This is a genomic window from Ruegeria sp. I1, from assembly GCF_056532675.1.
This window is the reverse complement of the sequence record NZ_JBQFNM010000011.1, coordinates 15,160-40,396: the sequence shown is the minus strand read 5'-3', so window position 1 is coordinate 40,396 and position 25,237 is coordinate 15,160. Positions and strand designations below refer to the sequence as shown.

29 protein-coding genes and 1 pseudogene are annotated in these 25,237 nt (G+C 54.5%); 21 read left to right on the top strand and 9 right to left on the bottom strand.

Annotated elements, in window-relative coordinates:
• Positions 1–70 precede the first annotated feature (70 nt).
• Together nspC and speB are read left to right on the top strand one after the other, a co-directional pair.
• On the top strand, positions 71–1,240 hold the full coding sequence (nspC, locus tag ACR0DH_RS17925) for a carboxynorspermidine decarboxylase (RefSeq protein WP_480551235.1): 1,170 nt from the start codon (positions 71–73) through the stop codon (positions 1,238–1,240).
• A complete protein-coding gene (gene speB / locus ACR0DH_RS17920; RefSeq protein WP_480551233.1) occupies positions 1,237–2,079 on the top strand; it encodes an agmatinase in 843 nt (280 codons plus the stop codon). The genes nspC and speB overlap by 4 nt, the downstream gene beginning before the upstream one ends.
• Before the next feature lie 43 nt (positions 2,080–2,122).
• Here speB and lptF read toward each other — a convergent pair whose 3' ends face one another.
• A complete protein-coding gene (gene lptF / locus ACR0DH_RS17915; protein ID WP_480551231.1) occupies positions 2,123–3,262 on the bottom strand; it encodes an LPS export ABC transporter permease LptF in 1,140 nt (379 codons plus the stop codon).
• Between the two features lie 171 nt (positions 3,263–3,433).
• On the opposite strand from lptF, the gene ACR0DH_RS17910 reads away from it, so the two are divergent.
• From ACR0DH_RS17910 to ACR0DH_RS17875, 8 genes are all read left to right on the top strand, one after another.
• Positions 3,434–4,360: an alpha/beta fold hydrolase gene (locus ACR0DH_RS17910; RefSeq protein ID WP_480551229.1), complete on the top strand. Its 927-nt coding sequence runs from the start codon at positions 3,434–3,436 to the stop codon at positions 4,358–4,360.
• 200 nt (positions 4,361–4,560) lie between these two features.
• Positions 4,561–5,736: a tyrosine-type recombinase/integrase gene (locus ACR0DH_RS17905; RefSeq protein WP_480551227.1), complete on the top strand. Its 1,176-nt coding sequence runs from the start codon at positions 4,561–4,563 to the stop codon at positions 5,734–5,736.
• Positions 5,733–6,461 carry a hypothetical protein gene (locus ACR0DH_RS17900; RefSeq protein ID WP_480551225.1) on the top strand — a complete coding sequence of 243 codons (729 nt, stop codon included), beginning with the start codon at positions 5,733–5,735 and terminating at the stop codon, positions 6,459–6,461. Before ACR0DH_RS17905 ends, ACR0DH_RS17900 begins: the two co-directional genes overlap by 4 nt.
• A 137-nt stretch (positions 6,462–6,598) precedes the next feature.
• The gene (locus ACR0DH_RS17895; RefSeq protein ID WP_480551223.1) at positions 6,599–6,826 is read left to right on the top strand and encodes a helix-turn-helix domain-containing protein; all 228 of its coding nucleotides are present in this window, start codon (positions 6,599–6,601) and stop codon (positions 6,824–6,826) included.
• A 265-nt stretch (positions 6,827–7,091) separates the two neighbouring features.
• Complete coding sequence (locus ACR0DH_RS17890) at positions 7,092–7,304, top strand: PC4/YdbC family ssDNA-binding protein (RefSeq protein ID WP_480551221.1); 213 nt, start codon at positions 7,092–7,094, stop codon at positions 7,302–7,304.
• Positions 7,301–8,383 carry a bifunctional DNA primase/polymerase gene (locus tag ACR0DH_RS17885; protein ID WP_480551219.1) on the top strand — a complete coding sequence of 361 codons (1,083 nt, stop codon included), beginning with the start codon at positions 7,301–7,303 and terminating at the stop codon, positions 8,381–8,383. Before ACR0DH_RS17890 ends, ACR0DH_RS17885 begins: the two co-directional genes overlap by 4 nt.
• Positions 8,384–8,485: 102 nt before the next feature.
• A complete protein-coding gene (locus tag ACR0DH_RS17880; RefSeq protein WP_480551218.1) occupies positions 8,486–8,932 on the top strand; it encodes a DUF5681 domain-containing protein in 447 nt (148 codons plus the stop codon).
• Positions 8,929–9,204 (top strand): hypothetical protein, encoded by a 276-nt coding sequence (locus tag ACR0DH_RS17875; protein ID WP_480551216.1) that lies wholly within the window; start codon positions 8,929–8,931, stop codon positions 9,202–9,204. Before ACR0DH_RS17880 ends, ACR0DH_RS17875 begins: the two co-directional genes overlap by 4 nt.
• A 487-nt stretch (positions 9,205–9,691) precedes the next feature.
• On the opposite strand, the gene ACR0DH_RS17870 is transcribed toward ACR0DH_RS17875, so the two are convergent.
• The 3 genes from ACR0DH_RS17870 to ACR0DH_RS17860 form a co-directional block, all read right to left on the bottom strand.
• On the bottom strand, positions 9,692–10,678 hold the full coding sequence (locus ACR0DH_RS17870; protein ID WP_480551215.1) for a hypothetical protein: 987 nt from the start codon (positions 10,676–10,678) through the stop codon (positions 9,692–9,694).
• 18 nt (positions 10,679–10,696) lie between these two features.
• A complete protein-coding gene (locus ACR0DH_RS17865) occupies positions 10,697–11,089 on the bottom strand; it encodes a hypothetical protein (RefSeq protein WP_480551213.1) in 393 nt (130 codons plus the stop codon).
• A 322-nt stretch (positions 11,090–11,411) separates the two neighbouring features.
• Positions 11,412–11,801, bottom strand: a complete 390-nt coding sequence (locus ACR0DH_RS17860) for a thermonuclease family protein (protein ID WP_480551211.1) — start codon at positions 11,799–11,801, stop codon at positions 11,412–11,414.
• Positions 11,802–12,017: 216 nt separating this feature from the next.
• Here ACR0DH_RS17860 and ACR0DH_RS17855 point away from each other — a divergent pair, with 216 nt between their 5' ends.
• Positions 12,018–12,380 (top strand): helix-turn-helix transcriptional regulator, encoded by a 363-nt coding sequence (locus ACR0DH_RS17855; protein WP_480551209.1) that lies wholly within the window; start codon positions 12,018–12,020, stop codon positions 12,378–12,380.
• Between the two features lie 98 nt (positions 12,381–12,478).
• On the opposite strand, the gene ACR0DH_RS17850 is transcribed toward ACR0DH_RS17855, so the two are convergent.
• On the bottom strand, positions 12,479–12,742 hold the full coding sequence (locus ACR0DH_RS17850) for a hypothetical protein (protein WP_480551207.1): 264 nt from the start codon (positions 12,740–12,742) through the stop codon (positions 12,479–12,481).
• A gap of 358 nt (positions 12,743–13,100) precedes the next feature.
• On the opposite strand from ACR0DH_RS17850, the gene ACR0DH_RS17845 reads away from it, so the two are divergent.
• The 6 genes from ACR0DH_RS17845 to ACR0DH_RS17820 all read left to right on the top strand — a co-directional run bounded on the left by ACR0DH_RS17845 (position 13,101) and on the right by ACR0DH_RS17820 (position 19,537).
• A complete protein-coding gene (locus tag ACR0DH_RS17845; protein ID WP_480551205.1) occupies positions 13,101–13,523 on the top strand; it encodes a hypothetical protein in 423 nt (140 codons plus the stop codon).
• Between the two features lie 39 nt (positions 13,524–13,562).
• Positions 13,563–14,375, top strand: coding sequence for a hypothetical protein (locus tag ACR0DH_RS17840; protein WP_480551203.1), 813 nt, complete (start codon positions 13,563–13,565; stop codon positions 14,373–14,375).
• Entirely contained in the window at positions 14,282–14,593 is a 312-nt protein-coding gene (locus tag ACR0DH_RS17835; RefSeq protein WP_480551201.1) for an HGGxSTG domain-containing protein, read from the top strand. Before ACR0DH_RS17840 ends, ACR0DH_RS17835 begins: the two co-directional genes overlap by 94 nt.
• Entirely contained in the window at positions 14,590–16,404 is a 1,815-nt protein-coding gene (locus tag ACR0DH_RS17830) for a phage tail tip lysozyme (RefSeq protein ID WP_480551199.1), read from the top strand. Before ACR0DH_RS17835 ends, ACR0DH_RS17830 begins: the two co-directional genes overlap by 4 nt.
• Positions 16,404–18,386 (top strand): hypothetical protein, encoded by a 1,983-nt coding sequence (locus ACR0DH_RS17825; RefSeq protein WP_480551197.1) that lies wholly within the window; start codon positions 16,404–16,406, stop codon positions 18,384–18,386. The genes ACR0DH_RS17830 and ACR0DH_RS17825 overlap by 1 nt, the downstream gene beginning before the upstream one ends.
• A gap of 386 nt (positions 18,387–18,772) precedes the next feature.
• Positions 18,773–19,537 (top strand): hypothetical protein, encoded by a 765-nt coding sequence (locus tag ACR0DH_RS17820; protein ID WP_480551196.1) that lies wholly within the window; start codon positions 18,773–18,775, stop codon positions 19,535–19,537.
• 480 nt (positions 19,538–20,017) lie between these two features.
• Here ACR0DH_RS17820 and ACR0DH_RS17815 read toward each other — a convergent pair.
• From ACR0DH_RS17815 to ACR0DH_RS17805, 3 genes and pseudogenes are all read right to left on the bottom strand, one after another.
• Positions 20,018–20,176: pseudogene (locus ACR0DH_RS17815) on the bottom strand (IS256 family transposase); the annotation flags it as partial.
• A 721-nt stretch (positions 20,177–20,897) separates the two neighbouring features.
• Positions 20,898–21,380, bottom strand: a complete 483-nt coding sequence (locus ACR0DH_RS17810; RefSeq protein ID WP_480551194.1) for a hypothetical protein — start codon at positions 21,378–21,380, stop codon at positions 20,898–20,900.
• 3 nt (positions 21,381–21,383) lie between these two features.
• Positions 21,384–21,662 (bottom strand): helix-turn-helix domain-containing protein, encoded by a 279-nt coding sequence (locus ACR0DH_RS17805; RefSeq protein ID WP_480551192.1) that lies wholly within the window; start codon positions 21,660–21,662, stop codon positions 21,384–21,386.
• Positions 21,663–21,770: 108 nt separating this feature from the next.
• Between ACR0DH_RS17805 and ACR0DH_RS17800 the strand changes: the two genes are divergently transcribed.
• From ACR0DH_RS17800 to ACR0DH_RS17790, 3 genes are read left to right on the top strand one after another with little or no spacing between them, the layout of a single operon-like run.
• Positions 21,771–22,034 (top strand): hypothetical protein, encoded by a 264-nt coding sequence (locus ACR0DH_RS17800; protein WP_480551190.1) that lies wholly within the window; start codon positions 21,771–21,773, stop codon positions 22,032–22,034.
• Positions 22,031–22,462, top strand: a complete 432-nt coding sequence (locus ACR0DH_RS17795) for a hypothetical protein (RefSeq protein ID WP_480551188.1) — start codon at positions 22,031–22,033, stop codon at positions 22,460–22,462. Before ACR0DH_RS17800 ends, ACR0DH_RS17795 begins: the two co-directional genes overlap by 4 nt.
• Positions 22,463–22,520: 58 nt before the next feature.
• The gene (locus ACR0DH_RS17790; RefSeq protein ID WP_480551186.1) at positions 22,521–23,018 is read left to right on the top strand and encodes a hypothetical protein; all 498 of its coding nucleotides are present in this window, start codon (positions 22,521–22,523) and stop codon (positions 23,016–23,018) included.
• A 503-nt stretch (positions 23,019–23,521) separates the two neighbouring features.
• On the opposite strand, the gene ACR0DH_RS17785 is transcribed toward ACR0DH_RS17790, so the two are convergent.
• Positions 23,522–24,394: an AraC family transcriptional regulator gene (locus ACR0DH_RS17785; RefSeq protein ID WP_480551184.1), complete on the bottom strand. Its 873-nt coding sequence runs from the start codon at positions 24,392–24,394 to the stop codon at positions 23,522–23,524.
• Between the two features lie 174 nt (positions 24,395–24,568).
• Between ACR0DH_RS17785 and ACR0DH_RS17780 the strand changes: the two genes are divergently transcribed.
• Positions 24,569–25,000: a hypothetical protein gene (locus ACR0DH_RS17780; RefSeq protein ID WP_480551182.1), complete on the top strand. Its 432-nt coding sequence runs from the start codon at positions 24,569–24,571 to the stop codon at positions 24,998–25,000.
• Positions 25,001–25,237 lie beyond the last annotated feature (237 nt).

The window sequence follows — 25,237 nt, the reverse complement described above, 5'->3', positions numbered from 1 at the left end:
TCTGGCTATAAGTATCCTGGGGGTCCGGGGGCAGCGCCCCCGGCCTCTCTAACAATCGGAGACGCCGGACATGTCCGACATGATGACTACCCAGGCCGGAGACGCCGGTGCCTTCCGCAATTTCGACCTCAGCCGCGTCCCCACACCCTGCTTCGTGGTCGACGAAAAAGCGGTCGAGCGGAACCTGACTATCCTCTCCGAGATCGGCACCCGTTCCGGCGCGCATGTCCTCAGCGCGCTCAAGGCGTTTTCGATGTTCTCGCTGGCCCCTCTGGTGCGCCAGCACCTCGGCGGCACGTGCGCCAGCGGCATTTATGAGGCGCGACTGGGCCGTGAGGAATATGGCGGTGAGGTCGCCACCTTCTGCGCTGGATACAAAGACGCCGACATGGACGAAATCCTGTCGCTGTCCGACCACATCATCTTCAACTCGCCTGCTCAAAAAGTCCGCTTTCTCGCCAAAGTCCAAGCCGCCAATGTGCAGGCGGGCTTGCGCATCAACCCGGAACACTCCGAAGGCGAGATCCCCAAATACGATCCCTGCGCGCCCTGCTCGCGCCTCGGGACACCCGTCAGCCAACTGTCTGAAGATACTCTGATCGGCGTGGACGGTCTGCACATGCACACACTCTGCGAACAGGGTTTCGAACCGCTGCAGCGCACATGGGCTGCCGTTGAGCCGAAACTCAAACCCTTCCTCGGCCAGCTCAAATGGCTGAATTTCGGCGGCGGTCACCATATTACCCGCGATGACTACGACCGCGATAGTCTGGTAGAATTCATCAAATCCATCCGCGCGAAATACAATGTCGACATCTATCTCGAACCCGGCGAAGCCGTGGCACTGGACGCAGGCATTCTGGTCGGCGAAATCCTCGACTTGCCGACCAATGGCATGACCCTTGCGATCACCGATATCTCGGCCACCTGCCACATGCCCGACGTGATCGAAGCCCCCTATCGCCCCGCCCTGATGGACGAGGCCAAGGCGGGCCATACCTACCGTCTGGGCGGGCCGTCGTGCCTGGCAGGCGATGTGATCGGCGACTACACATGGGATCAGCCGCTGGAGATCGGGCAACGCTTTGCCTTCCTCGATCAGGCACATTACTCGATGGTCAAGACCAACACCTTCAACGGCGTACCTCTGCCAACCATCGCCCTATGGAACAGCGAAACGGACGAACTGAAGATCATCAGACAGTTCGGTTATGACGACTTTAAGGACCGCCTCTCATGAGCATTTTCCTCGACAGTGAACTGACTCCCGCTGAGCGCTCGGAAGACGCGCGCTTTCGCGTGATCCCGGTGCCGCTGGAACGCACTGTTTCATACGGATCAGGCACCGCCAAAGGCCCCGAGGCGATCATCGAGGCCAGCAGCGAGCTGGAACGCATCACCGGCAACGCCGAACCCTGCGTCGAGGGTATCTTTACCGAAGACCCTCTGGAGTGTGACGGCCCCTTACCCGAGGTGATGGAACGCCTCGCCCAACGGACCGAGGCCGCCGTTCGCGCGGGCAAAGTACCGGTGACGCTGGGCGGCGAGCATTCCCTCAGCTACGGCGCGGTGATGGGTGTGGCGCGGGCGCTGAACCAGCCCATCGGAATCGTCCAGATCGACGCCCATGCAGACTTGCGCAACGCCTATCAAGGCGAAAAACACTCCCACGCCTCGGTCATGCATCTGCTGGCCGAAAAGGGCGTCCGACTTGCGCAGTTCGGCGTGCGTGCATTCTCAACCGAAGAGGCCAAAAGCCGGCTGCAAAACCATGTCTTCCACGTCGACGCCGAGGAACTGGTGACCGGGAACATCCACTCAGTCGATCTGCCGCAAGATTTCCCGGAGCTGGTCTATGTCAGCTTTGATGTCGACGGCCTGGACCCTTCACAAATGCCCGCTACCGGCACACCCGTGCCGGGTGGCTTGGGCTATTATCAGGCACTGCACCTTGTTGAACATGCCTTGAAAGGCCGTAAATGCGTTGGCTTTGACGTGGTGGAACTGGCACCGGATGGCAACGCTGCATGGGATTTCACTGCCGCACAGATCGTCTATCGCCTGATGGCATCCTGCTAGATTTCGAGCGCCCCGCCGAGCTTAGACCCACGTGAAAAAGGCCTCAGGCCGGAGAGGCCAAAGCCCCCTCTGGTCTGACACGTTTCTTCAACACAGGTCGGCCTGCAACAAGCAAAAACAAGACCGAAATGACTATCCCGATCACCGCTGGCAGATAAAGCAATCCCCAAAGCCGTGGATCATCGATCACAACGGGCGACACAAAGCCTCTGACACCTTCCAGCAGGACCAGAATTGTGAAGGCCCCCAGAATCTGTGGCCATAGCCCAAAACGAGAGAAGCTGCCAAGCATGAGCGTTGCATACCCCGCCAGCGACACCGCGATACAGATCGCAACCCACGAGAAGCGCTGATGCAATTCTTCAATCAGGTGCCCACGGCTGTGGAATTCCGTTTCCTCGATGGTCTTCATGGAATAGAGCAGTTCTGCCGTTGAAATCGCTTCAAGGCTGCGCCGGGTCATGCCGCCTGTATTGGCCAGTTCCGAGATGTCGTAGGATGCGTCCTGAAACAGGGTCGACGACAGCGTCCGTCCCTCGGCATTCAGGCGCAAAGCCACGCCATCGACCATCACCAGATGAATACCGGTGCTGTTGTTCACGAGATAGGCCGTGGCGCTGGAATAGCTGACTGCATTCTCTGGATCACGCCGGTCGGACACAAACACCTCTTGCAGTGTTCCATCCAGATCAATGCCCCCGATATAGACCGTTACATTTTCGGCCGGGTGCATGAATTCACCTTCGTTTAACAGCTGTGCTGTCACATCCCCGGCAACCTCGGCCTGTCTGATCTCAAGCTGCTCGACCGAGGCCGGGCGCAGAAAAACACTGATGATCGCCATCATCAAACCCGTGATCAGGCCAAACAGAACCACAGCGCGCGCCAACCTCCAGGGGCTGGATCCGGTCGCCAGCATCACTGTCAACTCGCTTTCCCGGCTCAATCGGTTGGTGACGTAAACCGCCGCCGCAAAAACAGCCATGGGCATCACCGTGCGGATCAGGGTTGGCAGTGTCAGGGCAGTGAACTCCAGAAACACCATCGCCGATTGCCCGCCGCTGATGACCCGATCAAACAGGCTGACGGATCGGGTGATCCAGAACACCCCGACAAGGACCAAAGTGAAAAAGCCGAACAGAATCAGCAACTGCCGCAGGAAATATCCATCAAAGCGCGACATGGGTCCTCGTGTGTTTGTGTCTACCGGGGCTGACCATAGGCCATTCGATTGGCAGAGGAAACCTGTCGCCCTTGCTAATGCTTCGCCCACTCCAATCCTTGCGAGATTGCGTTTTGTGAACTCTTCGGTTCGTGCGACACTCAAAAGATTATGAATAACGGAGTTTAACAAATGGCCTTATTTTTCTCGCGCCGCACTTACAATGCACAGAAAAAGAAATTCACCCTGAAACCTGCCGCGAAAACGCGCTACGTCCATATCACTCAGAAAACCGCCGACGGGCGTATCCGCAAAGGTGGCATCATCAAAAAGGCAAAATGGCTGGACCTTGTGCAGCAGCAAGGCGGAAACTCTGCCGTTTTGATCTATGTTCACGGCTTCAATACCAGCCAGAAGGATATGCTGGATCGGTTGGACAAGATTGAGAAGGGTGTTCGGGCCAATGGATACAAGGGCGCGGTGGTCGCCTTTGACTGGCCCAGCGACGGGTCACTGCATACCTATGACAGCGACCGCGCAGATGCCAAAGCTGTGGCCCCGCATCTGGTTGGGGATGGCATGTTGCCACTTCTTGGCATGGCTCCCAAGCCCAAGGTGCACATTCTGGCGCACTCCATGGGGGCCTTGGTTGTCTTGCGCGCCTTCTCTGATTTCGGTGATTCCGCAGGACCCGGCAACAAAATCTGGTCGGCCGATCAGGTGACATTTGCCTCGGGCGATGTGGATGCGGAATGGCTGGAAAAAGGCGCCTGGGGCGATCTGGTGCTGAAAAAGCGCAGCAAACGGTTCACCAACTACTACAGCGGCAAGGACAAGGTTCTGGCGCTATCCGGCGGCCTTGTTAACGGTGGCAGGGAACGCGTCGGTCGCGTTGGAATGCCCAAGCTGACCTCTAAAGGGCATTGGGACATCTATTGCGAGGAACAATACAAGCGCGACGTGCCAAAAGGGCAGCGCAAAATGGCGAAATCTCATCGTTGGTGGTTCGACAGCAAGGGGTTCTACAAAGATTTGTCGCTAACCATCGACGGGCGGGATGCCAAAACGATGCCGACCCGGCACAAGACGAATATCGGCGACCAATTATTGTTGGCCTGAGTCCGCGTCCCTAAATATTTTAGGATGGCAGGGGCAGCAGGGTTCGAACCCGCGACCTACGGTTTTGGAGTTCGTGGGTCTTTCATTTCTACCGATACCTGCCCATATCTATCTGTATGTAATTGAACGGTTTGGGTATCGAGGTATACTCCTAGGCATCTCTGTCAAACGCACAAAACGCACAAAAAACGCACAAAAGAATGAAGATCCGACTGAACGAACGCAAGGCCGATGAACTCAAGCCCAAGGACAGGGGCTACGAGGTCCGGGATGAGATTGTGCGCGGCCTAGTCCTTCGTGTCGGAAAACGTGGACAGAAAGTTTGGGAGGTAATCATACAGCGCGGCAAACGCCGCCAGCGTGAACGTCTAGGAACATTCCCTGACATCAGCGTGAAGCAGGCCCGCAAGTTGGCTGAAGAGGCCAAAGAGCAGGCCCACGTAATTCGCACTGATAACAGTGCCAAGACTGTTTCTGACTTGTTCGACGCGTATAGAGCCGCACGTGAGCCTGAGTTGAGGACTTGGCACGACATACAGTCCGTTTGGGACATCTGGGCCAAGGACCGCATTGGGCACATTCGGGCAACCGACCTGTCCTTCTACCACGGTCAAGACCTGCGAACCTACGTCAGCAAGAAATCCTCCCCGATCCGGGCCGGTTCAGTTGTCAGCTACCTGCGCCCTTTCCTCGCCTGGTGCGCCGAGGAACAAATGATAAAGAGCAATCCTTGGGAAAAGCTCAAGGTTGGCGCAAAGGCTGGAAGTCGAGACCGTGTTCTTACGGACGATGAATGGGCGGCGATTTACGCGACCGCCTGCGAAATGCCCTACCCTTTCGGACCCTTCACCCAAGCTTTGATGCTAAGCGCCCAGCGTATCAGCAACGTCGCCCAGATGCGTTATGATGAGATACAGGGCGATGTGTGGGTAATACCCAAAGAAAAGGTGAAGGCCACGCGCACTGCCAGCGCCGCAGCCCATGAAGTTCCACTGTCTGAATCTTTGGCCGCACTAATAGCCAACATAAAGAAGCGCGGTGATTACGTTTTCACAACCACAGGCGACAAACCAATCGCGCCAGGATCGAAGCTGAAAGCTAAGCTGCAAAGCAACTCCGAAACGTCCGACTGGAGATATCACGATATCCGCCGCACCGCCGCAACCCTGATGACCACTGGCAATGAGGCTGGGAAGGCAAACAGGTTCATTGTTGAGCGCGTCTTAGGCCACGCGGACAGCAGCGTAACCGCTATCTATGACCGGGCCACCTACCGAGACGAAAAGCGCGAAGCCCTTGAGGTGCTGGCCGCAACTGTATCAGGCATTGAGGGCAGTGCTATGCCAGAACGTACGGTAGTGAGTATTTCGAAATGATGATTGATGCGGACCTCGGCACCCATGATGCCATAGTGGAGGTGTGCACGCATCATTTGGGCCGAGAATTCGTTGAAGACAATTCCGATGTTCTTATTCCAGGCTGGTTCCTTGACTTGGACTTTGTTCACGCAGTCGAAAAAGACAGTCAGAAAAAGGCCGTCAATGACATTCAAGACTGCCTCGCCAAGGCACTTAGGAAACTCTACTCGCTTCACCCCGACTTGAGACAAGCCATTGAATGGCAGGTTTCCGACAACCTTGCCGAAGACGACCCGGTAACGCGATTACAAACTTTTGCAAAGATGGAAGGGGAACTGACACCCTTCAAATCGCACGAAAACCTGGAAACCCTCATTCGGGCCGCACTATCCTCATTTATTGGCGTTTCAGCAGACACACCTGGCCTTGAAACCCATTACGGAACACCTGGGAAGTCGGCAAAATCGACCGCAAAGAATGTCCTTCACGATTTGAATATGAGGGATCTAACGCCCCAACAGCGGGAAGGTGAAACTTGGCAGAAAGCTCTGACGGTCAAGCGGTGCCGGGAATTCTGGCGCGTTGCAAAGGACATTGATGCACCCAAAACCTATTCAGGCCGGTTCGGTGAGTTTCTTAGTGATGTAATTGCAGCGTTAGGTAAGCACGACGCTTGGAGCAGTGGACCGGCGACCATGAGGGCTTGGGCCGGGTGTACCACAGAATACGAGTGGTTCCTCTAAGCCTAAGAGTTCACACCTAGGCGGTTGTTTTCGCGCCTAGCTGGTAATGTTTTACCTCAGAATATCTTCAAATTGCTCTGTATTCACGTCGCGCCTTGGCAAACGCCAAACAGCGGCACAGCCTCAAGGAGGTCGATATGAATACAGTTCATTCGCTTACCGAGCAGCCGTTCCGACCGGATGAGTATTATTCGCCGGATGACGTTGTGAGCAAAGGCTTCGCCGCCAAACAGACATTGGCGAAATGGCGTCACGAGAAAAAAGGCCCGGCTTACATCAAGTCCGGCAGTCGCGTGCTCTATAGCGGCAAAGACTTAATCGACTGGCTTAAGGCTCAGCGAGTTGAGCCAAAGGCCGCTGCCTAAAAGAAACCCCCACCCGAGGCACGGGCGGAGGCAAATTCTTTTAGGTGACGCTGAAAGAATAGCCGAAAACTCGATGTCTTTCAACAAAAGAAAGGCAATACAGAATGATTTTCGAGCAAAACCAAACAATCGACGAAGTGCTGCCTCAAGCAGAACGCGTGATGCGAGCACAGGATCTACAGGTCCATTGCCTACGGAGGAAACACGGTTTGTCGGAGGCCGCAGCGCGGTTGGTCGCCGCGCTGCACTTTGGCGAGGTGCGGTCATGAGCGTTACCATCCAAAAAAACACCCCGGAGGAAATTGTCGTCAGTCGCCAGGACTACATCGGGCGCGACGTGGTGAACCTCCGCGTCTGGTATCTGGCGAAAGACGGAGAGAAGTATGCAACGCGAAAGGGGCTGGCGTTCAACGCCACCCTCCTCCCCGACATTCAGCAAGCACTGGCTGAATTGGCTATGGAAGGGGGTGCGTCATGACTGCACTCGTTCAGTGCCCCAAGCCTCGGATCCCGGTCGAGGAGATTGCGCGCCTTCACGGGGCCGGGTTTAGCCTGTTGCCACTGGGTGGAGGGTCGGACGCAAAGGCCCCTCTGTGCAGCCTTCAGGGGGTTAACAGATACCCGCTAAGGCGCGTGCTTGGCCCAATGCATGGTAAAGCGAGCGCTTGCTACGGGGTTCGATTGTCTGGCCTAGCCGTGATTGACTGCGACGAAGACAACGCGGCTTTGATGAAGGACATGGAGGCGCGCTTTGGTGCGTCGCCGGTTCACGTGTCCACGCCGCGCGGTGTTCACCTGTACTACGCAGATAATGGCGGTCATGCACCCAATCTGCGCGCTCAAGGCTTTCCTGTGGACGTTAAACGGGGTTCTCACAGCTACGTTGTTGGACCACATTCAACTCGCCCTGATGGCGGTGTCTACGAACCCACCCAAGGCATCCTCGGTATCGATGGCTTGCCTACCATATCGCTGCAGACTGACGCGACGAAGTCCCGCGCGGGAACCATAGCTGCAGGAAATCGCAATCGGGAACTGAGCCTTGCCGCAATCGGAATGGTGGAGGCCGTAGACACGCCCGACGAGTTGTTCAGCAACCTAGCCTTCATCCGTGACGACGAATGCGAAGATCCCGCCACATTGCCCGATTCAGAACTGCGCAAAATCGCCGATTGGGCCTGGACTAAGAGGCTGGAGGGCAAAGTGTACCGAGACCGCGATAGCGAGTTTCGCATGAACCGCGCCGCGTTGGATAAGCTGTCAGAATACGACAACGCATCGGATGCCATCGCTTTGCTCGCAACGCTCCTTGCGAACCACGGCCACATCGCTGGAAAGACGTTTGCCCTGGACCACGCGGGAATGGCGAAAGCAGGACATACCAGTTTGGGTCGCCGCCGATTTTCAGATGCTATCAAGACGCTTCGCCATGCGGGTCTTCTCGGTATCGCCAAAGAGTACTCGGTCGGACGCAGTCATCGGACGTACCGTCTTCTGCGGATCACACCTGAAATGCCCAACGTGCATTCGCTGCTCTCGGCTAAGGAGGCGTCCTAATGCAAAGGGGGAGGGGTTTATTAATTACATATGTTGACCGCTTCCGGTCAAAAGGGGCTTTGCGTCCAATTCACCAACAATCCAACAAGCGAGGCATGTGCAATGACGGATGAGGCAAACCGCAATAGCGGAACCAATACGGAAGACAGAAACCCGGACGGCACGTTTGCCACCGGCAACCCAGGCAAACCACGTGGAACCCGTCACAGGGTCACACGAGCGGTTGAGGAGCTGCTTGAAGGCCAATCTGAGCAAATCACCCAGAAGGCGGTCGAAATGGCGCTTGAGGGCGACAGCACTGCCCTACGGTTGTGTCTGGAGAGAATTGCGCCCGCCCGAAAGGACTCTCCTGTGTCTTTCCCCCTTCCGCCCATCAAAACCGCACAGGACGCGTCAGAGGCAGCGCAAGGAGTCCTGCAGGCGGTTTCTCAGGGTGAGGTGACACCAATTGAGGGAGCGACGGTCATGGGCCTGGTGGAGCAGTTCCGGCGGGTGCTGGAGACGACAGAACTGGAACGAAGGATCACAGCATTGGAGGCAGCGAAATGAGCCTGAAATCACGTGTCGAAAAAGTTGAGCGCAAATCCGGTCTTCAAGACGGAGATCCGGTGGATAGCATCATCATCTGCTCACTGCCTCCGAGGCTTGGGGAAGATGGATCGGTCATTCCGCGAAAGCCTGGGGACAATGAGGGTCAGACACCGGGTTTTGCGCACATCATCAAAGGGCCTAGCGCGGGCCAGCAGGTTAATGCCTTTGAGGGGGAAACAGTCGCGGAGTTCCAAGCCCGCGTTGAGCGCATTGTGGAGGGTGCAGAATGAGCATTCGGTCGAGAGTAGGAAAGCTGGAGAAGGTGTCATTCAACGGTGAAGCAGATTGGTGCCCTGTGTTTGAAACTGACGCCTCGGGTTCATTAGTCGCGGGCGAGTTTCCGCAGGTTGGCCTGCCACGGCTGGTTCGCAACGAAAGTGAAACAAGCGAAGACTTTTGCAATCGGGTCTACTTGGAGACTTCCAGAGCTACTGCCACACTCTCAGGCGGGATTTATCAGAGGTTCACTACTGAAACTTTGGAGGGATGCCTAAGAGCGTTGGAGCGCGAAATAGCGAGGCCTGATCCGAACCTATTACTCAACTAAGAAAGGAACGTTCAATTTCTGAGGTTGTTATTCGCCAAGAGAACAGGCCCCGTCCTCCAAGACGCAATTCTCACTACAAATTTTTGCTGCAAGTCGAAACAGTACAAGGAAACAACTTTGCGAAGGTCGCGCTCAAAACAGAGTACTTGCAACTTTTGGTATGTCGATTTTCAGAAGTTACTGTCATAACCAAACTTCAAAAAGCCAGTAAGAAACGCGGCTGCATGATCCGCCGCCAGTTCTCGAAAGACATCGTCGGTCTTCTTGTTGCATAAATCAGAAACACCACGAACTGCGATCACTTCGGTTAACCTGTCTTGAAAGTGCTCTCGTGCTCTTCGAGCGGCATGTGTCATTCCGCCACTCTCCATTTCAACCGCGAAGTACTCCTTGTCATCATTCTTAATATCTTCGCGTATAGATTTTTTGTTGAGCACAAAGTCCCAGGACATGATTTTACCCAAACGGACAATTGGCTTTGTTCGGTCGAAATATTCATCCACTCTGAAATCCTCGATATCAGGGCGTAGATCCTCGTCAGCAATCGCAGTTTTTAGCCACTTGTCGCATTCGGTTCGAAATCCGGAGTCTTTGTGAGTTGCAAAGAGCCCCACTGCTGGTGCTTCATCATCAGGCGCTGAATTATTGTGTTTGATGAAGCTCGAGATGAGATTTTGGAGTCTGTCGTTCACATGCTGGTCACCGAGAGAAGTTTTTCTCATAGCATTGGAAACGCTTTCACCAGAAATCTTATCGTAGCCGCGCCAGTGTATACTGCTTGAAACTATAACGTTACCCAGTTGCGCTTTCTCGACATCCAGTGATCCCCCGATACCACAAAACGCAACGAGGCGCGGTCTATGCTGTGTATGGAGCAAATGAGAAAGCTCAATTCCAGCGTAGCCGTTACCGGCTCGTCGCAGACATCGTGTTAGAACAATTAGATCAGGCTGATCGCTCGAAAGCGGCAACTTCCAGCGCTCGAGATCCTTGAGTTTTTCTGCTTTAGTGGGTTGAACCCGCCTAGCACCAACTCTCTGCAGATGAGCATTTAGTGCAGCAGCTTCCAGTTCTTCAATAGCCGTAAAAATCAGGACATCACAGTCTTCAACATCATAGTTATCGTGCGCGGAAATATCGCGCGTACCAATTGCCATACTGAACTCCAAGCCCTTTTAACGAAAGAGACTATCCCGCTCGAAATGTACTTCGTCAAGCTTTGGTGCTGATAGAAAGCGAACAAACAAAATGCGGTAGCGGTACGCTATGCTATCAAATTTTCCCGCAGCAATTAGTTGCGACAAGCGTTCTGCAGCAGGGATGCCGCCTATCGCATAAGAGCACTCGAAACATCCATCCGTCATTGAAGTTAGTCTAGATGCTAGACCCAATTCGCGCAGCAGACTCCCTTGAAACGAGAGTGTTCGGTTTGTTGACGCTGGTCCAAGCGTACCAAAAAAACCGATGGTTACATCAGACACTTCTTCTCCCATACCTTGTTGAGAAACAAAGGCTGGGGATAACCTCGACGCGTGTGAAAAGGCTGCTTCTGCTGCTTCAGAGTACATGCCAATATGCCCCTCGTAGTGGTTTAACACCACATTTTGTGCTAGAGTACCACGATTGACATATATGTGAAGCTATTTTTGACACAACAACTGCGTTCGATAGCGTAAATAGCTCGAAAGGGCAACGTAAGTCAGTCTCGGATGTGTTCACCATACAAAAGGCTCACTCAATAAACTCAATACAAATTAGAATCCGATTACACCCAATAGAAAACGCTAAATCTTCTACAATGTCAAAATAGGGCAATATCGAGGAGGTTTTTGAGTTGTCGTCGCGCAATCATGATTGACCTTGTGAAACAGTCTTCAAACCTTTTGGATTTTAACAGTACCCCGCCCGTTTAAGCCGTGATTTGGCTGCCGGGGTTTCTAGTCCGATATATCTTCCGGTCGGGTCGTATCGGTTGCAGCGAAGCGCATGTCCTGCGGCGATTACAGCGGCCCCTACGTCCTCTCCGTTGGCATAGCAAACCCCCACCCATCTATCGTGAGTGCGTTCGCCGTTGAGGTCGCAGGATATCGACTTGCCGCGAAGATAATTCACCATCCAGCGCTTAGCGTTCTGCCCCGAACGTGTGTCCAGTTCTGGAGCATCAACGCCATTCAATCGTACTGGAGTGCCATTTACAACGATTGTGTCGGCGTCTCGCACGTGTAACTGAGCGTGGGCGGCGGAAGTGGAAAACAGTATGAAAAATAAGAAGCGTATCATGTGTTATACATATAGAAACCTGATGCGAAGTCTCCCAAAAAGAACGCCCAGCCAATGTGGCCGGGCTAGTCCGAGGAAAATCTTGGATTGGTTCGAGTATTCCGCAAATTGGTAAAGATTTACTTAGTGTCTCACGTCAAAAGAAAAGTACTTCCTAGCGCTTTACTCCATCACTGCTCAAGAAGGTTTGCAAACCCATCTTGAACCGCCCTGCGAATGGCCGCCGCAAGACGGGCCTTTTGGGTCGGCAACGAAATTGCGCGCAGCATCGATTACCTTTCAACCCACCTGAACGAGCAGGTCACCATCGACGACATGGCCGACCACGTCGGCATGAGCCGTGCGGTATTCCATCTCCGGTTCAAGGAAGCCACAACATTGTCGCCAATACAGTTCGTGAAATCCATGCGGCTGAACAACGCCGCCATGAAGATTGCGGAAGGAAAGGCTGTGTCGGAGGCAGCCTGGGACGTGGGCTATCAAAGCTCTTCTCAATTCAGCCGAGAGTTTAAACGTATGTACGGCCAGTCGCCCCGGCAATGGAGCCAAGACCTACAACCAACCAAAGGGTTGGCCTAGGGCCAAGAAAGCAGACCCTGAATGAGGCAAAACTAACTACGGCTTTGTCCGCATCGCTGACGTCTGCTTCTCAATCAAGACCTAAACTTCAGGGCTAGTCAGTTAGCAACGTCTTTTGCGATATCGCCTACCGCATCAATCTCACGAAGCTTCTGCAAATCGTCGCATGACTTCTGGTTACCGTCGAAGCAGTCCAGTTGCAGTTGCTGCTCGTTCATTTCCCTGTCCAGGTCATTGCTGATTTCGTCTGCGTCAGGAGTGTCTATGCTTGGAGGTGGGGAGGCACCTTGGTCCGATGGATCGTCGGGAAGGTCACAAGCTGCAAGGATCGGTAGTGCTATAAGGACAGTGAGTTTTTTCATTGTAAGCCCTCATCTGAAAGGTATCTTAAAATCGCCGGAATCTCCTGGCTGCAAGCCGCTTGGTGAAACAATTATAACAGAAATTGAAACCTATTGTGACACGTTAGGGATGTCTTCCGAAAATTGGTTTGATTGAAAGCGCTCAGCACTTTTCCTTTGGGTTTCAAGGCGAACATTGAGCCTAAAACGCTTCGTCTTTCTGTTCACTGCTTGAATTAAGGCCACCACTGAAAACAAAGGGAATTCAGTGCTTCCCAGTGGTGCCTGAATACCCCATTTGTTCACATTCGTTCTGCTCCTGTTCTTGCCCTGTATGGGGTAATATGTTACCGTATGTGCGGGTAGTACGGGGCAGAAAATGAGCACACCACAAGAGCAAAAGACACAGGCAGCGAAGGCAGTGCGCCTTTCACCTCAGGACCAGTTTTCCGAGGAAGAGTTTAACGCGATGCTGGGTGAGGATGCGGCATTGGTTCAAAGCGGCCATGTCCAATTCTGGCGGTTTAACGATTCGGTCGGACAGTTCAATGCCACGGCACCCGCCAACGTCTGGCACATGGAACTGCATATCCACAACGAGGACTGGCAGGCCGTCGCCGAGGACGCCAAGCTTATCCTAAACGCCTTCTGGGACGCCCAGAAACCCGAGTACATCACTGCAACCAGCCCCGCCTTTTGGCCGAGCGTCGTGTTGATGCAAACCATCGGTCTTCAACAGGTTGGCATCCTGCCTTTAGAAGACGGCCCCACAATTCTCTGGGGGTGGCGGCAATGTCACTGAGGCCCGGCAAAACCAAAAGAACATACAAGGAGGTAGGACATGGGCAAGGGCAGTGCACCAAAACCACCTGATCCTAAAGAGACGTCGCAGGCGCAAACAGGAACAAGTGTAGCCACGGCAATCGCGAATGCGCACTTAGGAAACGTCAATCAGGTAACGCCAGACGGTACTTTGACTTACGACCAGACGGGTACGCACGAATTCTATGACCCATACACGGGTCAGAGCTACGATATCCCGACATACACGGCGACACAGACGCTTTCCGATGCTCAACAGGCGATTAAGACCCAGGACGACGCTGCACAGCTCAATCTTGCGACGCTTGCAAACAATCAGTCGGGGTTTTTGAACGACTACATGGCACAACCCTTTGAGTATGGGGTGGGTGAGCATGAGGCATGGGCAGGCGGGCTGTATGACGACCTGAACACCGAAGGCAACGCACAGGCAGCGGAATCCCTAACTGCTCAGCTCGCCAATCGCGGCATCAACGTTGGTTCTGAAGCTTATAACCGGGAAATGGCAAACCTACGGGAAAGCCAGAACAACGCGCGCAACCGTTTTATGTTGGATTCTCATAGCACCGGCATGAACATGGCGATGGCTGAACGCAATCAACCAATCAACGAAATCACCGCGCTCTTGAGTGGGTCTCAGGTTTCACACCCGAACTTCGTCAATTCAAATACATCGCAGATCCCGACAACTGATGTCGCTGGAAACATTAATCAAAACTACAACCAGCAGCTAGGTATATGGCAGCAAGACCAGGCGAACTCCAACGCACTGCTTGGTGGGTTGTTCGGCCTCGGAGGGGCGGCCCTGATTGGGCAGCCGTGGAAGCCATGATGTATTGCGGGGCCAAACTGCCTGACGGGTCGCGCTGCATGGCTGAGCCTCTAGAGGGTAAGCGTCGGTGCCGGTTGCATGGCGGGCTGTCCACAGGTGCCAAGTCCTCCGAAGGACGGCGCAGACAATCCGAGGGAGCGAAAGCGCGATGGGCAGAAATCAATGAAGCACTAATACTGGCGCGAAGCATGCGCCAAACCAATGAGGCAAGGGCATGACTTCTTTCTTTTGGGGGCAAACTCCATCACTCACACCGCAAGGCGCGCAACGAAAGCGCGACTTGGCAAACTCTCTAACCATGGGGCTGGGGGCACCTAAGAACGTCCCTGAGGGCCTGAACTACCTTGGCAACGCCTATATCGTTAATCGCCTTCACAAGCGCGCTGACGACGCGGAGAAAGCCGGTAGGGAACAGGCTAGTTCTGAGGCAAGTAAGACGCGCGAAATGATTCTGGCGGCAATCACCGGGCGGGAACCGAAACCCTACAGTTCAGGCACCGGCCCGATGACTATCCACGGTATTCCGCCGACGATGACGCCTGAGCAAGAAATCGGTGACGCAACGATGGCCGCGCTAGGCAAAGACAATGCGATGTCAACGGAAGGCCGGATTGTTAAGGGACTGACTGACAGAGGTCTGCCGGAACATGTTGCCCATGGTTTCATTGATAACTTCCGTGATGAAAGCGGGCTGCGTAGCGATATCAACGAGGTGAACCCGATTGTACCCGGTTCGCGCGGCGGGTACGGCCTAGCACAGTGGACAGGCCCACGACGCAAGCAGCTTGAAGCCTTCGCAGCGCAACAGGGCAAGCAGGTATCGGACCTAGATACACAGCTTGATTTCTTGGTGACCGAATTGCAGGGATCGGAGGCCAAAGCAGGCCGCTCCATTCTCAGCACCCGCAACCGTCCCGAGGCGGCGGCGGCGATAGTGAATGACTTCCTGAGACCCGCAGAGGAACACCGGGCACGCCGTGAGGCAAACTATCTGGGCGCGCAGCAGGCTCCCCAGATTGACTTGAGCATGGCTTATGAAACCCTCTCGAACCCTTGGTTAGCACCAGCGGATCGGGCATCGCTTATGGGTCTGATCCAACAAGTCCAGCAGCAGAACGACCCGCTGCGCCAGATGCAGTTAGAGCGTGCCCAAATCGAACTAGACAATTTGCGCAACCCGCAGGCTGGTTTCTCAGTGCTAACGGATGCCCAAGAGATTGAGATGGGGCTTGACCCGTCTGGCAGCTATCAGCGCGGCGCAGATGGCAAGGTTTCCCAGATAGGTGGCGCGGGAACGAATATCAGTGTCAACACAGGAGGTGAGCTTGACCGCTTCTTGTACGGTTCTGACGCAGGGCTACCCGCCGGATGGCGGCTGGATCGTCAAACCGGGACAGCCAGCCAGATACCCGGTGGACCCGCCGCGCTTGAAGCCGCGCAGGGGGCGAGCAAAGAGGGCAACAAGGATCGTCAGGCCAAACTTAAGCTTGGCACCACGCTCACGTCACTTGGCCTCAACATGAATGAAATCGAGGATGGCGGACTGCCGGTAACCGGGGCGATGGGAGATTTCCGAAGAACTAACTTCGGACGCTTCCTGACTGGTTCGGACGCCGTGGACTTTGGCAACCGCACTGACCAAATCACGGACTCGGCGGCGTTCGCTGAAATCCAGAACATGCGCGATAACAGCCCCACAGGTGGCGCGGTTGGCCAGTTGACCGACAAGGAACGCGCCGCAATCGGTAACGCCGTGACGGGGCTGAACAACTCTACCAGCGCTGAGGAATACACCCGAGCCGCCAAAGCATATCAGAAACTGGCTCTTGATTTGTCCTACGGTGAAGGAAGCTGGCAGATGTTAGATGATGGTAGTGTGATCCCAGCCCAACAGGGCGCTGCGCCACAAAGTTACTCGCCTGCACAACCCGCACAAACGAGCGCCCCTCCGGTCGGCACGGTCGAGGATGGGTATCGCTTTCTAGGTGGTGACCCGCAAGACCCGAAAAACTGGCAGGAGGTGAACTGATGGCTGGACCTTGGGAAAAGTACAAAACCCCGGAGGCCACGCAAAAAGGCAAGCCTTGGGAAAAGTACGCCAATCAGGAGGCAAGCCAGCCCTTGGGGGACGGCTCAACAGTCGCCCCCTATGATCCGTCGCTCTTTGAACGGGCTATGACCAGCCTGCGTCAGAGCGGGATTGTCCCGCGCAGTAATATCCGGGACTTCGAAAGCATCGGGGCGGGTGTTCGCAGCGCTGTGGATACCGCAATGTTCGGCTTTGGCGATGAGGCCCGCGCACTGTCCGAAACACTGGGTCCAGTGGCCTACGGAATGCCGCCCGGTATCATCCCGCATGAGACAGATAGTTTCAGCGAAAACCTCGCCGAGGAACAGGCACGGTCACAGGCTGCACGGGTTCACAACCCAACCGCCTCAACCGTTGGTGATGTGGCAGGCCTCGCGACAGGTGTTGCCGGAATCGGCAAAGCTGGCCTGAGCATGGCGGCAAAAGCCAAGACACCGGGTAAGATGGTTGCTGGTTCAGCCATTGACGGATTCGGATACGGTGGATTGGCCGGGCTCGGCCACACAGACGGTGATTTAGTGGATCGCACCGCCGGTGCCGCAGAAGGTGCTGCTATCGGTGCATCGATAGGTGGCGCTGCATCAGGTTTAGCCGCAGCAGTACCCGCCGCACGGGGATACATGGCCCGTCGCGTCGGTAAGCCTGCCTCCCAGGCCAGAGAACGGATTGCACAGGCGATGACGCCTGAAACTGCCGCCAGACTGGATGACCTAGGCCCCGACGGGATGCTAATCGATGCCATGGGCGAACGTGGGCGCGCTCTGGGGCGTGCTGCGGCCAATTCCAGCCCAGAGGCCCGCGAAATGCTTGAAACCGCCTCACGCGCCCGTATGGCGGGTCAGAGCGACCGTCTGACAGATAGCCTCCTACAGGCATCACGGATGAAAGCGCCACAATCTACAACAGAAATGATTCAGGGTGTCCGCAACAAAGCCAGACCCAGCATTAACGCCGCATACGACGAGGCCCGGTCTCTCGGTCACGACATTGACATGAGCGCGTTTGATGACTTGTTCCAATCGGACATGGGGCGGAAAGCCTTGCAAGAGGGTCAGCGCCTCGCCCGAGACCGTATGGCGGCGGAAGGCATATCCGGCCAGCCTTCTACACTGGCGGTGTTGGATGAGGCCAAGAAAGCTCTAGATGACATGGCGCGGCCTGCTCTGGGCCAGGGTCAGACTAACCAACAGAGCATTGCGGGGATACTGTCACGCAGCTTGCGTCAGCGGATCGATGACCTGATGCCCGAATACGGGGGTGCCCGCGAACTGGCGGCAAGCGCCAAGACACGAGAGAACGCTGTTACCATCGGTGCAGAGGGTGCGAAGCCTCGTGTCCCGGCAGACTATGCCCGCCGCGCAGAGAAAGCGGCGATGGCCCACCCTGACGAAGTGGCGCAGGGATACGCAGGATCCAAGATAGACGCCATACAGAACCGCAGAGACACACCGGGCGTTGTAGACAGCCTGTTCGGCCCACGTCGACAGCAGGACGCCATGCAGGCCGCTCTGGGGCCTGAGGGGGCCGCTACGGTACGAAATCAGATTGCCAACGAGCGCACCTTTGCAGACACGCACCGTGCCCTGACAGGCAATTCCTCGACCGCTCGGCAATTGATAGAACAAAGCCTCTTAGGTGGTGTTGGGGGTGGAGCCGGTCTCGCCACTACAGGCGACTTGCAAGGTGCTGGGGCGGGTGCTGCGGCAATGCTGGCCGCACGTCACGGCGGCGGCGCACTGCTCAGGAAGGCCACAGCGGGCAATGAATCGCGGGTGTCCCCGGTCATTGCGGAAATGCTGACAAAGGCAGGTCTACCGGCCCAGCTCCGGCAAGTGACCTCTCAAGCCCCGAACAAGGTCAGGGAAATGATTGTACGAGCCTTGATGATGAATGCGACAGGCCCTCAGTTGAACCCTGAATAGAGTATCCAGGCCCCGTATAGCGCGGGGCCTATTACGCCACACAGAGCGGCCCATCCAATGAAGGCGTACCCAAGCAGAGATAGTTGCCGGTCTGTATCGGTCACAACGCTCCACACTGCCCAGCAGCCAAAGCCAAAAACAGCGGCGGTAGCCATAACGACGCAATAGAGTTGGAAAATGGATAGGTCAGCAACTGTCATACCCCAAAGATGGGCACCTAGGACTCGTGTGTAAACCCCAGTGACAAGTTGGCTTCGTTTCTCAAGCAAACCGTATTGGTTGAAATGCTAGATACAGGATGACCTGTGAAACCAAGGCTTGAGTCTCGGAAAGTTTGAGCTTCTGCTAGCACAGACTACTTCATTCCAAAGTTCTGAGGCGCGAAAATGTCTGGTTTTTTCATTACAAAGAGAATGAGAGTTGGGATTTCGAATGTTCACATCGACCTAGAAGAGGCAAATGGTGAAAATAGCTCTTCGTTTACCTTAAGTCTTGCTTACGACGCATGCTTGGCTTGGGCTGAAATTGCCCAAAACCACATGGAAGAGGCTTTGGCTGCTATGTCCGTCCGTAGGGATGTTTGGTCCAAAAACCATAGCGCAGCGGATCGGGCGGAGGCCCTTGTCAACGAATTCCAATCATCGATGCAGGCGGTGGTGGCAGCAGCTACGTGCATTGATGCACTGTATGACCACGTATCCCGACATGCGCCGGTCAACCCCAACATTCGAAAGGCCTGGTTCAAGAATGGCACCGCCCGATACTCTCAAGTCGCAGAAGCACTTCGTTTTGGGTTCCAGATCCAACAGAAGTATATGAGGTCGTTTACCGAAAACCTGAAAGCTACTTACACGTTGAGGGATTATTCGGTTCACCCGACCAGTGCTGTACTACCCGCGTATACTCATCCAGAGCTGGACGTTGTTACTGAGTGGAAGTTTACCGTTTTTCGTGGCGACGTTGCTGAAACCATCACTACCGGAGTACTTGGGGTGCTTTGGGAGACAACGCGAGCGAAGAGCTACCGCACACCTGAATTAAAGGCGTATATGACAGGTATTCGGGATGCGGTTGATGAGATTCTGCCAAATGGGAAACCAACAACGAGAAACGGAAACGTTTCTTTCACTCTGCCGGGACGTTCTCAATAAGCGAAACGCGCGCTGAGACTGCAAGGAAGGCTGTCGCAAGATGGCGGCGCTCGCGGCAAAGGCTTCGCGAACCATGGGGTTCTCACGCGTCCAAGCACAGCGGCCCCAAATACGCCCGCCAGGTTTCCCCGGATTTATTTAGATCCTCTTGTAGCTGCGGTTACTCAACTTGAAGGCAAGTAAAAACACTAGCTGCAACAAACGGCAGGTTTGCAGCATATACGCGTCCAAAAGTTGGGCCTATGTATACATCATGATATCTGTTTAAAATTCCTGTCACCCGAATTTTAACTCTAAAGTTATTATTATTAATCGCATAGACCTGTGAGCTAAATCCAGAGTTTACCACTTCCACATGTACAAAGACGTTTTCTCGCAAACCGGAACACCGCATTGTGCCTGAGCGCGCCTCATTTGGAACCAAAACAAGGAAAGAAAGAACCAATAGGATTTGGATGACTAATCTCAACGATTTCAGAATTCTTGTATCCCCGCTTTCGTGTCTTTCCGGCCTTTGCTGCGTTCGTACCTGCCTGTGCCGCACAAACTGTCGGCTTCGGCTTCCAGCATCGCATTCAATGCCTCTTCGACGGTTCCGTGAAACATCTCGCCCAGGTGGTGGCGTATCGCTTGCGCCATCGGTTTGAGCTTCTCATTGTTATCCATTCTCTGCTCATCTCAAGCAGTCTGAAAGGAGCCTCGGTCAAAGGTGCCAAAAAACTCTGTACGTTGTCCACTCTGTAAATGAGTTACTAAAACTGCTATGAACTTTGGGAGTCTAACTTATGCTGGTGTTTTGGCTCGATGACCACGCGCGTTTTTCTTATTATTCTTGCTAGTTTTCTATCCAACTGCGGGCTCAATAGCTCTCCGCAACCCGGAATCTCAGTGGCGGCTTCCCCGCTGCCATCACCCGTGTACGCTCCGACCTCTTCACAAAGACCAACCTATCAAAGAAGAGATGATGTCTACATTGAAGGTGAACCGCAGGGATACACGCGAATTCGTGGCCCCGAAGATAGAGACCCGGTTGATATTAACTCTGGGTTCAATTGGTGTCGAAATGTCGATGGATACGTAGTTCAGTGCTATACTGACTATTGAAGTTCGTCGCTGCAGTTTGTCCCGGCGAACTTGTCCTGAAACGTAAGTTTGCGCTCAAACTCCTTTTGGAGTGCGGGTTCCAAGCAAAACCAATCTGGTGCAGCCAATACGGGCTGGGCAGCCATCACCAACCCGAGCACAATACCTGAAATAAAATAGCGGCAGCCGCTCATTTCACATCACGCTTCACACGAACAACCCCAACCCCATTGGCGGTGTCGCCTTCGTCAAGGAACTGGGTAGGTCGGCTGTTTGTCTATGGCCGTACGGTGATGGACGCAGGCTTACCTTGCTCAATCAACGACTGTAGCTGGGAGGCCGTGTCAGCAATTGCTTGCCAATTTCTGAAGCATACGCTTATGGCATCTACGATGTTTGACGACCATTCTGGTCCAGCCAAAAGCAAATCCGTCTCGCTAACTCCGTACAAATAAGGGTCTTCCCAGCGTTCTGTGAGTTCCATCTGGATTGACCCAGGATCGGACACGCCTTCGATGACTATTTCGCTGATGACTCCTGCAAGTGCAATCAAAGGTTTTTTCTCGTCAGGTAGTGAATCGAAGTGCATTGTTCGGCCACGCCACGCTTTCTCATCGCTTGAAGCGCCAAAGTTCTCCCAAATAACGCATTCAGCGGGCATTCCACACTCGGACGCGATGACAACCGCGTGACCGGCTTCATGATACGTAACCGAACAGAGCTCGCGTGCGCTGATTTCTTTAAGTTTGGACTCCGTCATGACCTAACTTCCCGGATGCAAGCCAATAAGCTCCTGTGGCGACTTTCTAAGCCTGGCACCAGGTTCTCCACCGTTTAGGAACTCGATACCTTCGGCGCTGAGTGCGTTATACATCGCGACCTTTGTCGAAAGGTCCGCATTTCGCATTGCCTCTGGCTTGGCTTCCAGACGCTTTATTGTTGAGCCACCGATCCCGGCTCTTTCAGCCAAATCCCCCTGCGACCAACCTAGCAGCATACGCGCAGCCTTAGTGTGTTGAGGTGTGATGTCGGCGTAGTGCATGATACTTTTTGTTCCTTTATGGTACTTTTGGTATTGCAATAGGTGTGTTACTGCCCATATACTTTTAGTACCACGTACGATACCAAACGGCAACCGGAGGAAACGGCAATGGAAGAACAACGCGTTCGCGCGAACGGAGAATTCATGCTCGGGCCCGTCTACGAAGTCCCAGACCAACCCGACGCATACGACGTGGCATACAAGATTGTCGCTTTGGCCCGGATCGGCATCGCTGCCTCGGACAGCCCTTTAAACATCGACCTGACCAAGAAGGGCTACCTGGAGTTGCTTGAGGTGATTGCGCAGCTCGCGTCAGACATCTGCGAAATGATCCCTGATTTGGAAATGAAAGCGAAAGGAGAACTGCAATGAACGCTGAAATCAAATCAACTGAACTGAACGCAAATCCAGATATCTTTGTTGCAGATTCCTCGGACCTAGTCACTTGCCAACAGCGCGTGACGGCATTCTGCCGATGGTTCGACCTGCCCGACCCTGGACTGCGCTATGACGAAGACGGCGATATCCTGATAGACGATGTGTTTCTGAACTGGTGCAAAGACGAGGGTATCTCCATCGACTGGCTGGCCTGCGGCGATCCAAAGGGCATGGCGGTAGCATTCCGCAAGTCTCACAAAAGTGAACGGCAATTCGCAGCGAATCTGAAACTGATGGACGACCAAGAGATGCGAGCAATCGAGATTGGTATGAAAGCCTACATCGCGGGTTTGGTTCCTATGGAACAGGCAATCGAGGCGGCAAAACAAGCATTGAAGGAAGTCAAAGAAGAGGCCGCCTAGCAGGTTTTAAGAGCGGGCGCAGCACCACCTGCACCCGCATTCCTTTTTGAGTTTTGATATGAGTTATTACGACGTCAACCGGCATTGGTCCGACCAGTTCCTGCCAGAGATAAAGAGCATCATAGGCAGCCACATACTACAGGCCGCGCCAGATCCATTGGACCATTTCCAGGCCACCGACCTGTTGATGCTTGACGCCAAGGACATGCGGATTGCAGCCAGGGTGAGGCGTCACGGATATGCCGACCGATACCCACATCAGTTCACCATCCGCGCCCAACTACCTACGGGAGCCGAGACGGAGTTATCCAAAATAGTGAATGGCCACGGAGACTGGATGTTCTACGGCCATGCAGGGCCAGACGGGCACTCAATCCTGAACTGGTGGCTGATTGACCTCAAGGCGTTCAGAGCGGCGCTGATACGGCACAGGACCACCGGAGCGCACCTGTTGATGGGCGACAAGCGCAATGCCGACGGAACGTGCTTCAAGTGGTTCGACATCAGGTCGTTTCCGAAGGAGCCGCCGTTGGTGGTGGCGAGGGGCGGAGGGTAAAACCGTAACTTGGGCCGGGCGGCTTTTGCTTCGGAAGGCAGCTACGAGCCCCTACCAGACCTTCACCTCCATATCTTACTTTGCTTGCGCAGAGAGCCGCGAACGGCGTAGTCCGGACATTCAATTCCACCAAGTGAATTGGAAAGGCGCGGACAAAACCGCCGTTGATGTTGCCCAGATTGCTAACGCAGCATTCGTTCGCATCTGCGGCACGATTTGCCTTCGTAGCACGGCACAAGTCACCGAATTGATCTTTCACCGGTATCGATTTGGCTAGTTCCGAGACCACGCTTTCGCTGCAAGCTGGTCAGATCATCCTGAAGACGGCCACGGCACCTCGTCCGCGAAAGTGGTGTTTCCGCTTTAGGGAACTGAGCCCAAGTCCAAAGCACCAAGTTTGGCGCGCACGCCATTAAGGCGAGCTACTTGGAGTTGGGCGATAACGGCATGGTGTGATTGCGGCGGTCGCTCTCCGGCGGCGAACGAAGTGCGGTATGTTAGGCTCATGGATAAATGCCGTGATGAGAACGAGCTATGGTGTCCGGCGGCTTTGCCCCGGCATAGGATAAGACCATGGCGTTGCGAGCTTCGACGAAGCGGGCGGGGCTTATCCCGAAATGGCGGGAAAAATCGTGGGACATGTGGGCTTCATCGAAATACCCATTATCGGCAGCAATCTTTGCGAGCGTTAGCGACCCCGCAGTGCTTAACTGTCGTATCGTGTTGTTTAGTCGGGCGACGGTAGCATATCGCTTCGGGCCAAGGCCCACGATCTCTGTGAACTGCCGCGTAAGGGTCCGTTGCGAGATATCAAATCGTCGCGCCAGGTCCGCCACCCGGATCTGGCCGCGGTACCGGTCGATTTCAGCCGCCACGGCATCGACGATCGGCGACCTGTCCGGTTGGGTGGCCAGTTGCTCCAGCAGCATCGAAGAGAAAGCAGCGATGCGTAGGGCAGGTGTTCGAGCCCAAGCGACCCGATCAAGCATTCGGTCGACAGCGCGGCGGGGCAGAAAATCGCGAACATCGGCGGATAGTCCATTGATCTCGATTGCAGGAACTCCGAAAAGCCTCAAAAGCGCGGATGGCTTGAGTTCGGCCATGACATGCCCGATCTCACCTCTGTAGTGCACGTTGATGTCATCCTCTCCGACCTGACCGCAGAAATGGAATGCGCTGGCGCTTGTTCGACGCTCCGCACGCTGGGATGAAATCGGATCGCGAAAGACGAATCCGATAAAGCACCGGCCAGTCGGAAACGGCCGGATCTGGAAATCAACCGAATAGCCAATATCAGCGTAAAGGAAGCGTTCGACAAAGGGGGCGATCGTCGAAGGGGCGGGGTAGACGCGGTAGAGGTCAGGGGCTGACGTCATCGGCTCACCTTTTGTTTGTCGCCCATCGCTTCGATAGTGGCGAGCGCAAAACCCGCTCGTTCAATGGCCATTTTTTACAATTCTGGCGATTCTGACAAGGAGTAGAGTCGACGGTACAATGTGGACTTGGCTTTCCAATTCAAACTGTTCAGGCTTCGCTTGGACAAAGGAGCCTTGGACGTCATCAGCCAGGTATTAGAAAAGGAACCGATTATGCCTTCTTTGACCGATTATCAAGTGCTTCAGGACAAACCCATTTTTTTACAGGATCCGCCCCAATCGGAAGAGCCAGATCATATCAAGTGGAACTGGACACGTCCGGACGATCTCCACATCACCAGCCAGTTGGTGCGGTCCCCAATCCTCTCTTTCAAGGTCCGAGTGTTCGAGCTCGCGCATTTCTTTGTCAAGATGAACGGGTTGGTGATTATTGACCAAACCGAGCTTGCAGTCGACAACATAAAGGTCTGGTGGGAAGTGTTCTCCTGGCGGTCGGCTTTTCCAAGCGGCAGTACAATATCCAAGGTAGAACCGATCGAGCTATTTCTCGATGGCGGACGCATCAAAATCTCGGACGTCGTCATCTGGTTCCAGATCGACGTCTGACGCCCACAGGCACGGCTCTTGGTTCAGAGTGACATCTATTACTAGCGCACTGCCCCCAATCATTTGAAGGAAGCTTAGAAGCAGTGTTGGTGGGGTTTAAGCCTGACATCTGAGAGCCTTGAGGTCGATGTCTGGCACACTGACTTGTTGCCGACTGCTGGTCAGATTCCTTTCAATCGCTCTTTTTGAGAATAATCCAACGAAAGGAACCATCGGTTATGAAGCAATCATTCCTTA

What these genes read in the sequence shown, in the direction of transcription:
- nspC (WP_480551235.1), top strand. Translation starts at nt 71, where the DNA reads ATGTCCGACATGATGACTACCCAGGCCGGAGACGCCGGTGCCTTCCGC.
- speB (WP_480551233.1), top strand. Translation starts at nt 1,237, where the DNA reads ATGAGCATTTTCCTCGACAGTGAACTGACTCCCGCTGAGCGCTCGGAA.
- lptF (WP_480551231.1), bottom strand. Translation starts at nt 3,262, where the DNA reads ATGTCGCGCTTTGATGGATATTTCCTGCGGCAGTTGCTGATTCTGTTC.
- ACR0DH_RS17910 (WP_480551229.1), top strand. Translation starts at nt 3,434, where the DNA reads ATGGCCTTATTTTTCTCGCGCCGCACTTACAATGCACAGAAAAAGAAA.
- ACR0DH_RS17905 (WP_480551227.1), top strand. Translation starts at nt 4,561, where the DNA reads ATGAAGATCCGACTGAACGAACGCAAGGCCGATGAACTCAAGCCCAAG.
- ACR0DH_RS17900 (WP_480551225.1), top strand. Translation starts at nt 5,733, where the DNA reads ATGATGATTGATGCGGACCTCGGCACCCATGATGCCATAGTGGAGGTG.
- ACR0DH_RS17895 (WP_480551223.1), top strand. Translation starts at nt 6,599, where the DNA reads ATGAATACAGTTCATTCGCTTACCGAGCAGCCGTTCCGACCGGATGAG.
- ACR0DH_RS17890 (WP_480551221.1), top strand. Translation starts at nt 7,092, where the DNA reads ATGAGCGTTACCATCCAAAAAAACACCCCGGAGGAAATTGTCGTCAGT.
- ACR0DH_RS17885 (WP_480551219.1), top strand. Translation starts at nt 7,301, where the DNA reads ATGACTGCACTCGTTCAGTGCCCCAAGCCTCGGATCCCGGTCGAGGAG.
- ACR0DH_RS17880 (WP_480551218.1), top strand. Translation starts at nt 8,486, where the DNA reads ATGACGGATGAGGCAAACCGCAATAGCGGAACCAATACGGAAGACAGA.
- ACR0DH_RS17875 (WP_480551216.1), top strand. Translation starts at nt 8,929, where the DNA reads ATGAGCCTGAAATCACGTGTCGAAAAAGTTGAGCGCAAATCCGGTCTT.
- ACR0DH_RS17870 (WP_480551215.1), bottom strand. Translation starts at nt 10,678, where the DNA reads ATGGCAATTGGTACGCGCGATATTTCCGCGCACGATAACTATGATGTT.
- ACR0DH_RS17865 (WP_480551213.1), bottom strand. Translation starts at nt 11,089, where the DNA reads ATGTACTCTGAAGCAGCAGAAGCAGCCTTTTCACACGCGTCGAGGTTA.
- ACR0DH_RS17860 (WP_480551211.1), bottom strand. Translation starts at nt 11,801, where the DNA reads ATGATACGCTTCTTATTTTTCATACTGTTTTCCACTTCCGCCGCCCAC.
- ACR0DH_RS17855 (WP_480551209.1), top strand. Translation starts at nt 12,018, where the DNA reads ATGGCCGCCGCAAGACGGGCCTTTTGGGTCGGCAACGAAATTGCGCGC.
- ACR0DH_RS17850 (WP_480551207.1), bottom strand. Translation starts at nt 12,742, where the DNA reads ATGAAAAAACTCACTGTCCTTATAGCACTACCGATCCTTGCAGCTTGT.
- ACR0DH_RS17845 (WP_480551205.1), top strand. Translation starts at nt 13,101, where the DNA reads ATGAGCACACCACAAGAGCAAAAGACACAGGCAGCGAAGGCAGTGCGC.
- ACR0DH_RS17840 (WP_480551203.1), top strand. Translation starts at nt 13,563, where the DNA reads ATGGGCAAGGGCAGTGCACCAAAACCACCTGATCCTAAAGAGACGTCG.
- ACR0DH_RS17835 (WP_480551201.1), top strand. Translation starts at nt 14,282, where the DNA reads ATGGCAGCAAGACCAGGCGAACTCCAACGCACTGCTTGGTGGGTTGTT.
- ACR0DH_RS17830 (WP_480551199.1), top strand. Translation starts at nt 14,590, where the DNA reads ATGACTTCTTTCTTTTGGGGGCAAACTCCATCACTCACACCGCAAGGC.
- ACR0DH_RS17825 (WP_480551197.1), top strand. Translation starts at nt 16,404, where the DNA reads ATGGCTGGACCTTGGGAAAAGTACAAAACCCCGGAGGCCACGCAAAAA.
- ACR0DH_RS17820 (WP_480551196.1), top strand. Translation starts at nt 18,773, where the DNA reads ATGTCTGGTTTTTTCATTACAAAGAGAATGAGAGTTGGGATTTCGAAT.
- ACR0DH_RS17810 (WP_480551194.1), bottom strand. Translation starts at nt 21,380, where the DNA reads ATGACGGAGTCCAAACTTAAAGAAATCAGCGCACGCGAGCTCTGTTCG.
- ACR0DH_RS17805 (WP_480551192.1), bottom strand. Translation starts at nt 21,662, where the DNA reads ATGCACTACGCCGACATCACACCTCAACACACTAAGGCTGCGCGTATG.
- ACR0DH_RS17800 (WP_480551190.1), top strand. Translation starts at nt 21,771, where the DNA reads ATGGAAGAACAACGCGTTCGCGCGAACGGAGAATTCATGCTCGGGCCC.
- ACR0DH_RS17795 (WP_480551188.1), top strand. Translation starts at nt 22,031, where the DNA reads ATGAACGCTGAAATCAAATCAACTGAACTGAACGCAAATCCAGATATC.
- ACR0DH_RS17790 (WP_480551186.1), top strand. Translation starts at nt 22,521, where the DNA reads ATGAGTTATTACGACGTCAACCGGCATTGGTCCGACCAGTTCCTGCCA.
- ACR0DH_RS17785 (WP_480551184.1), bottom strand. Translation starts at nt 24,394, where the DNA reads ATGACGTCAGCCCCTGACCTCTACCGCGTCTACCCCGCCCCTTCGACG.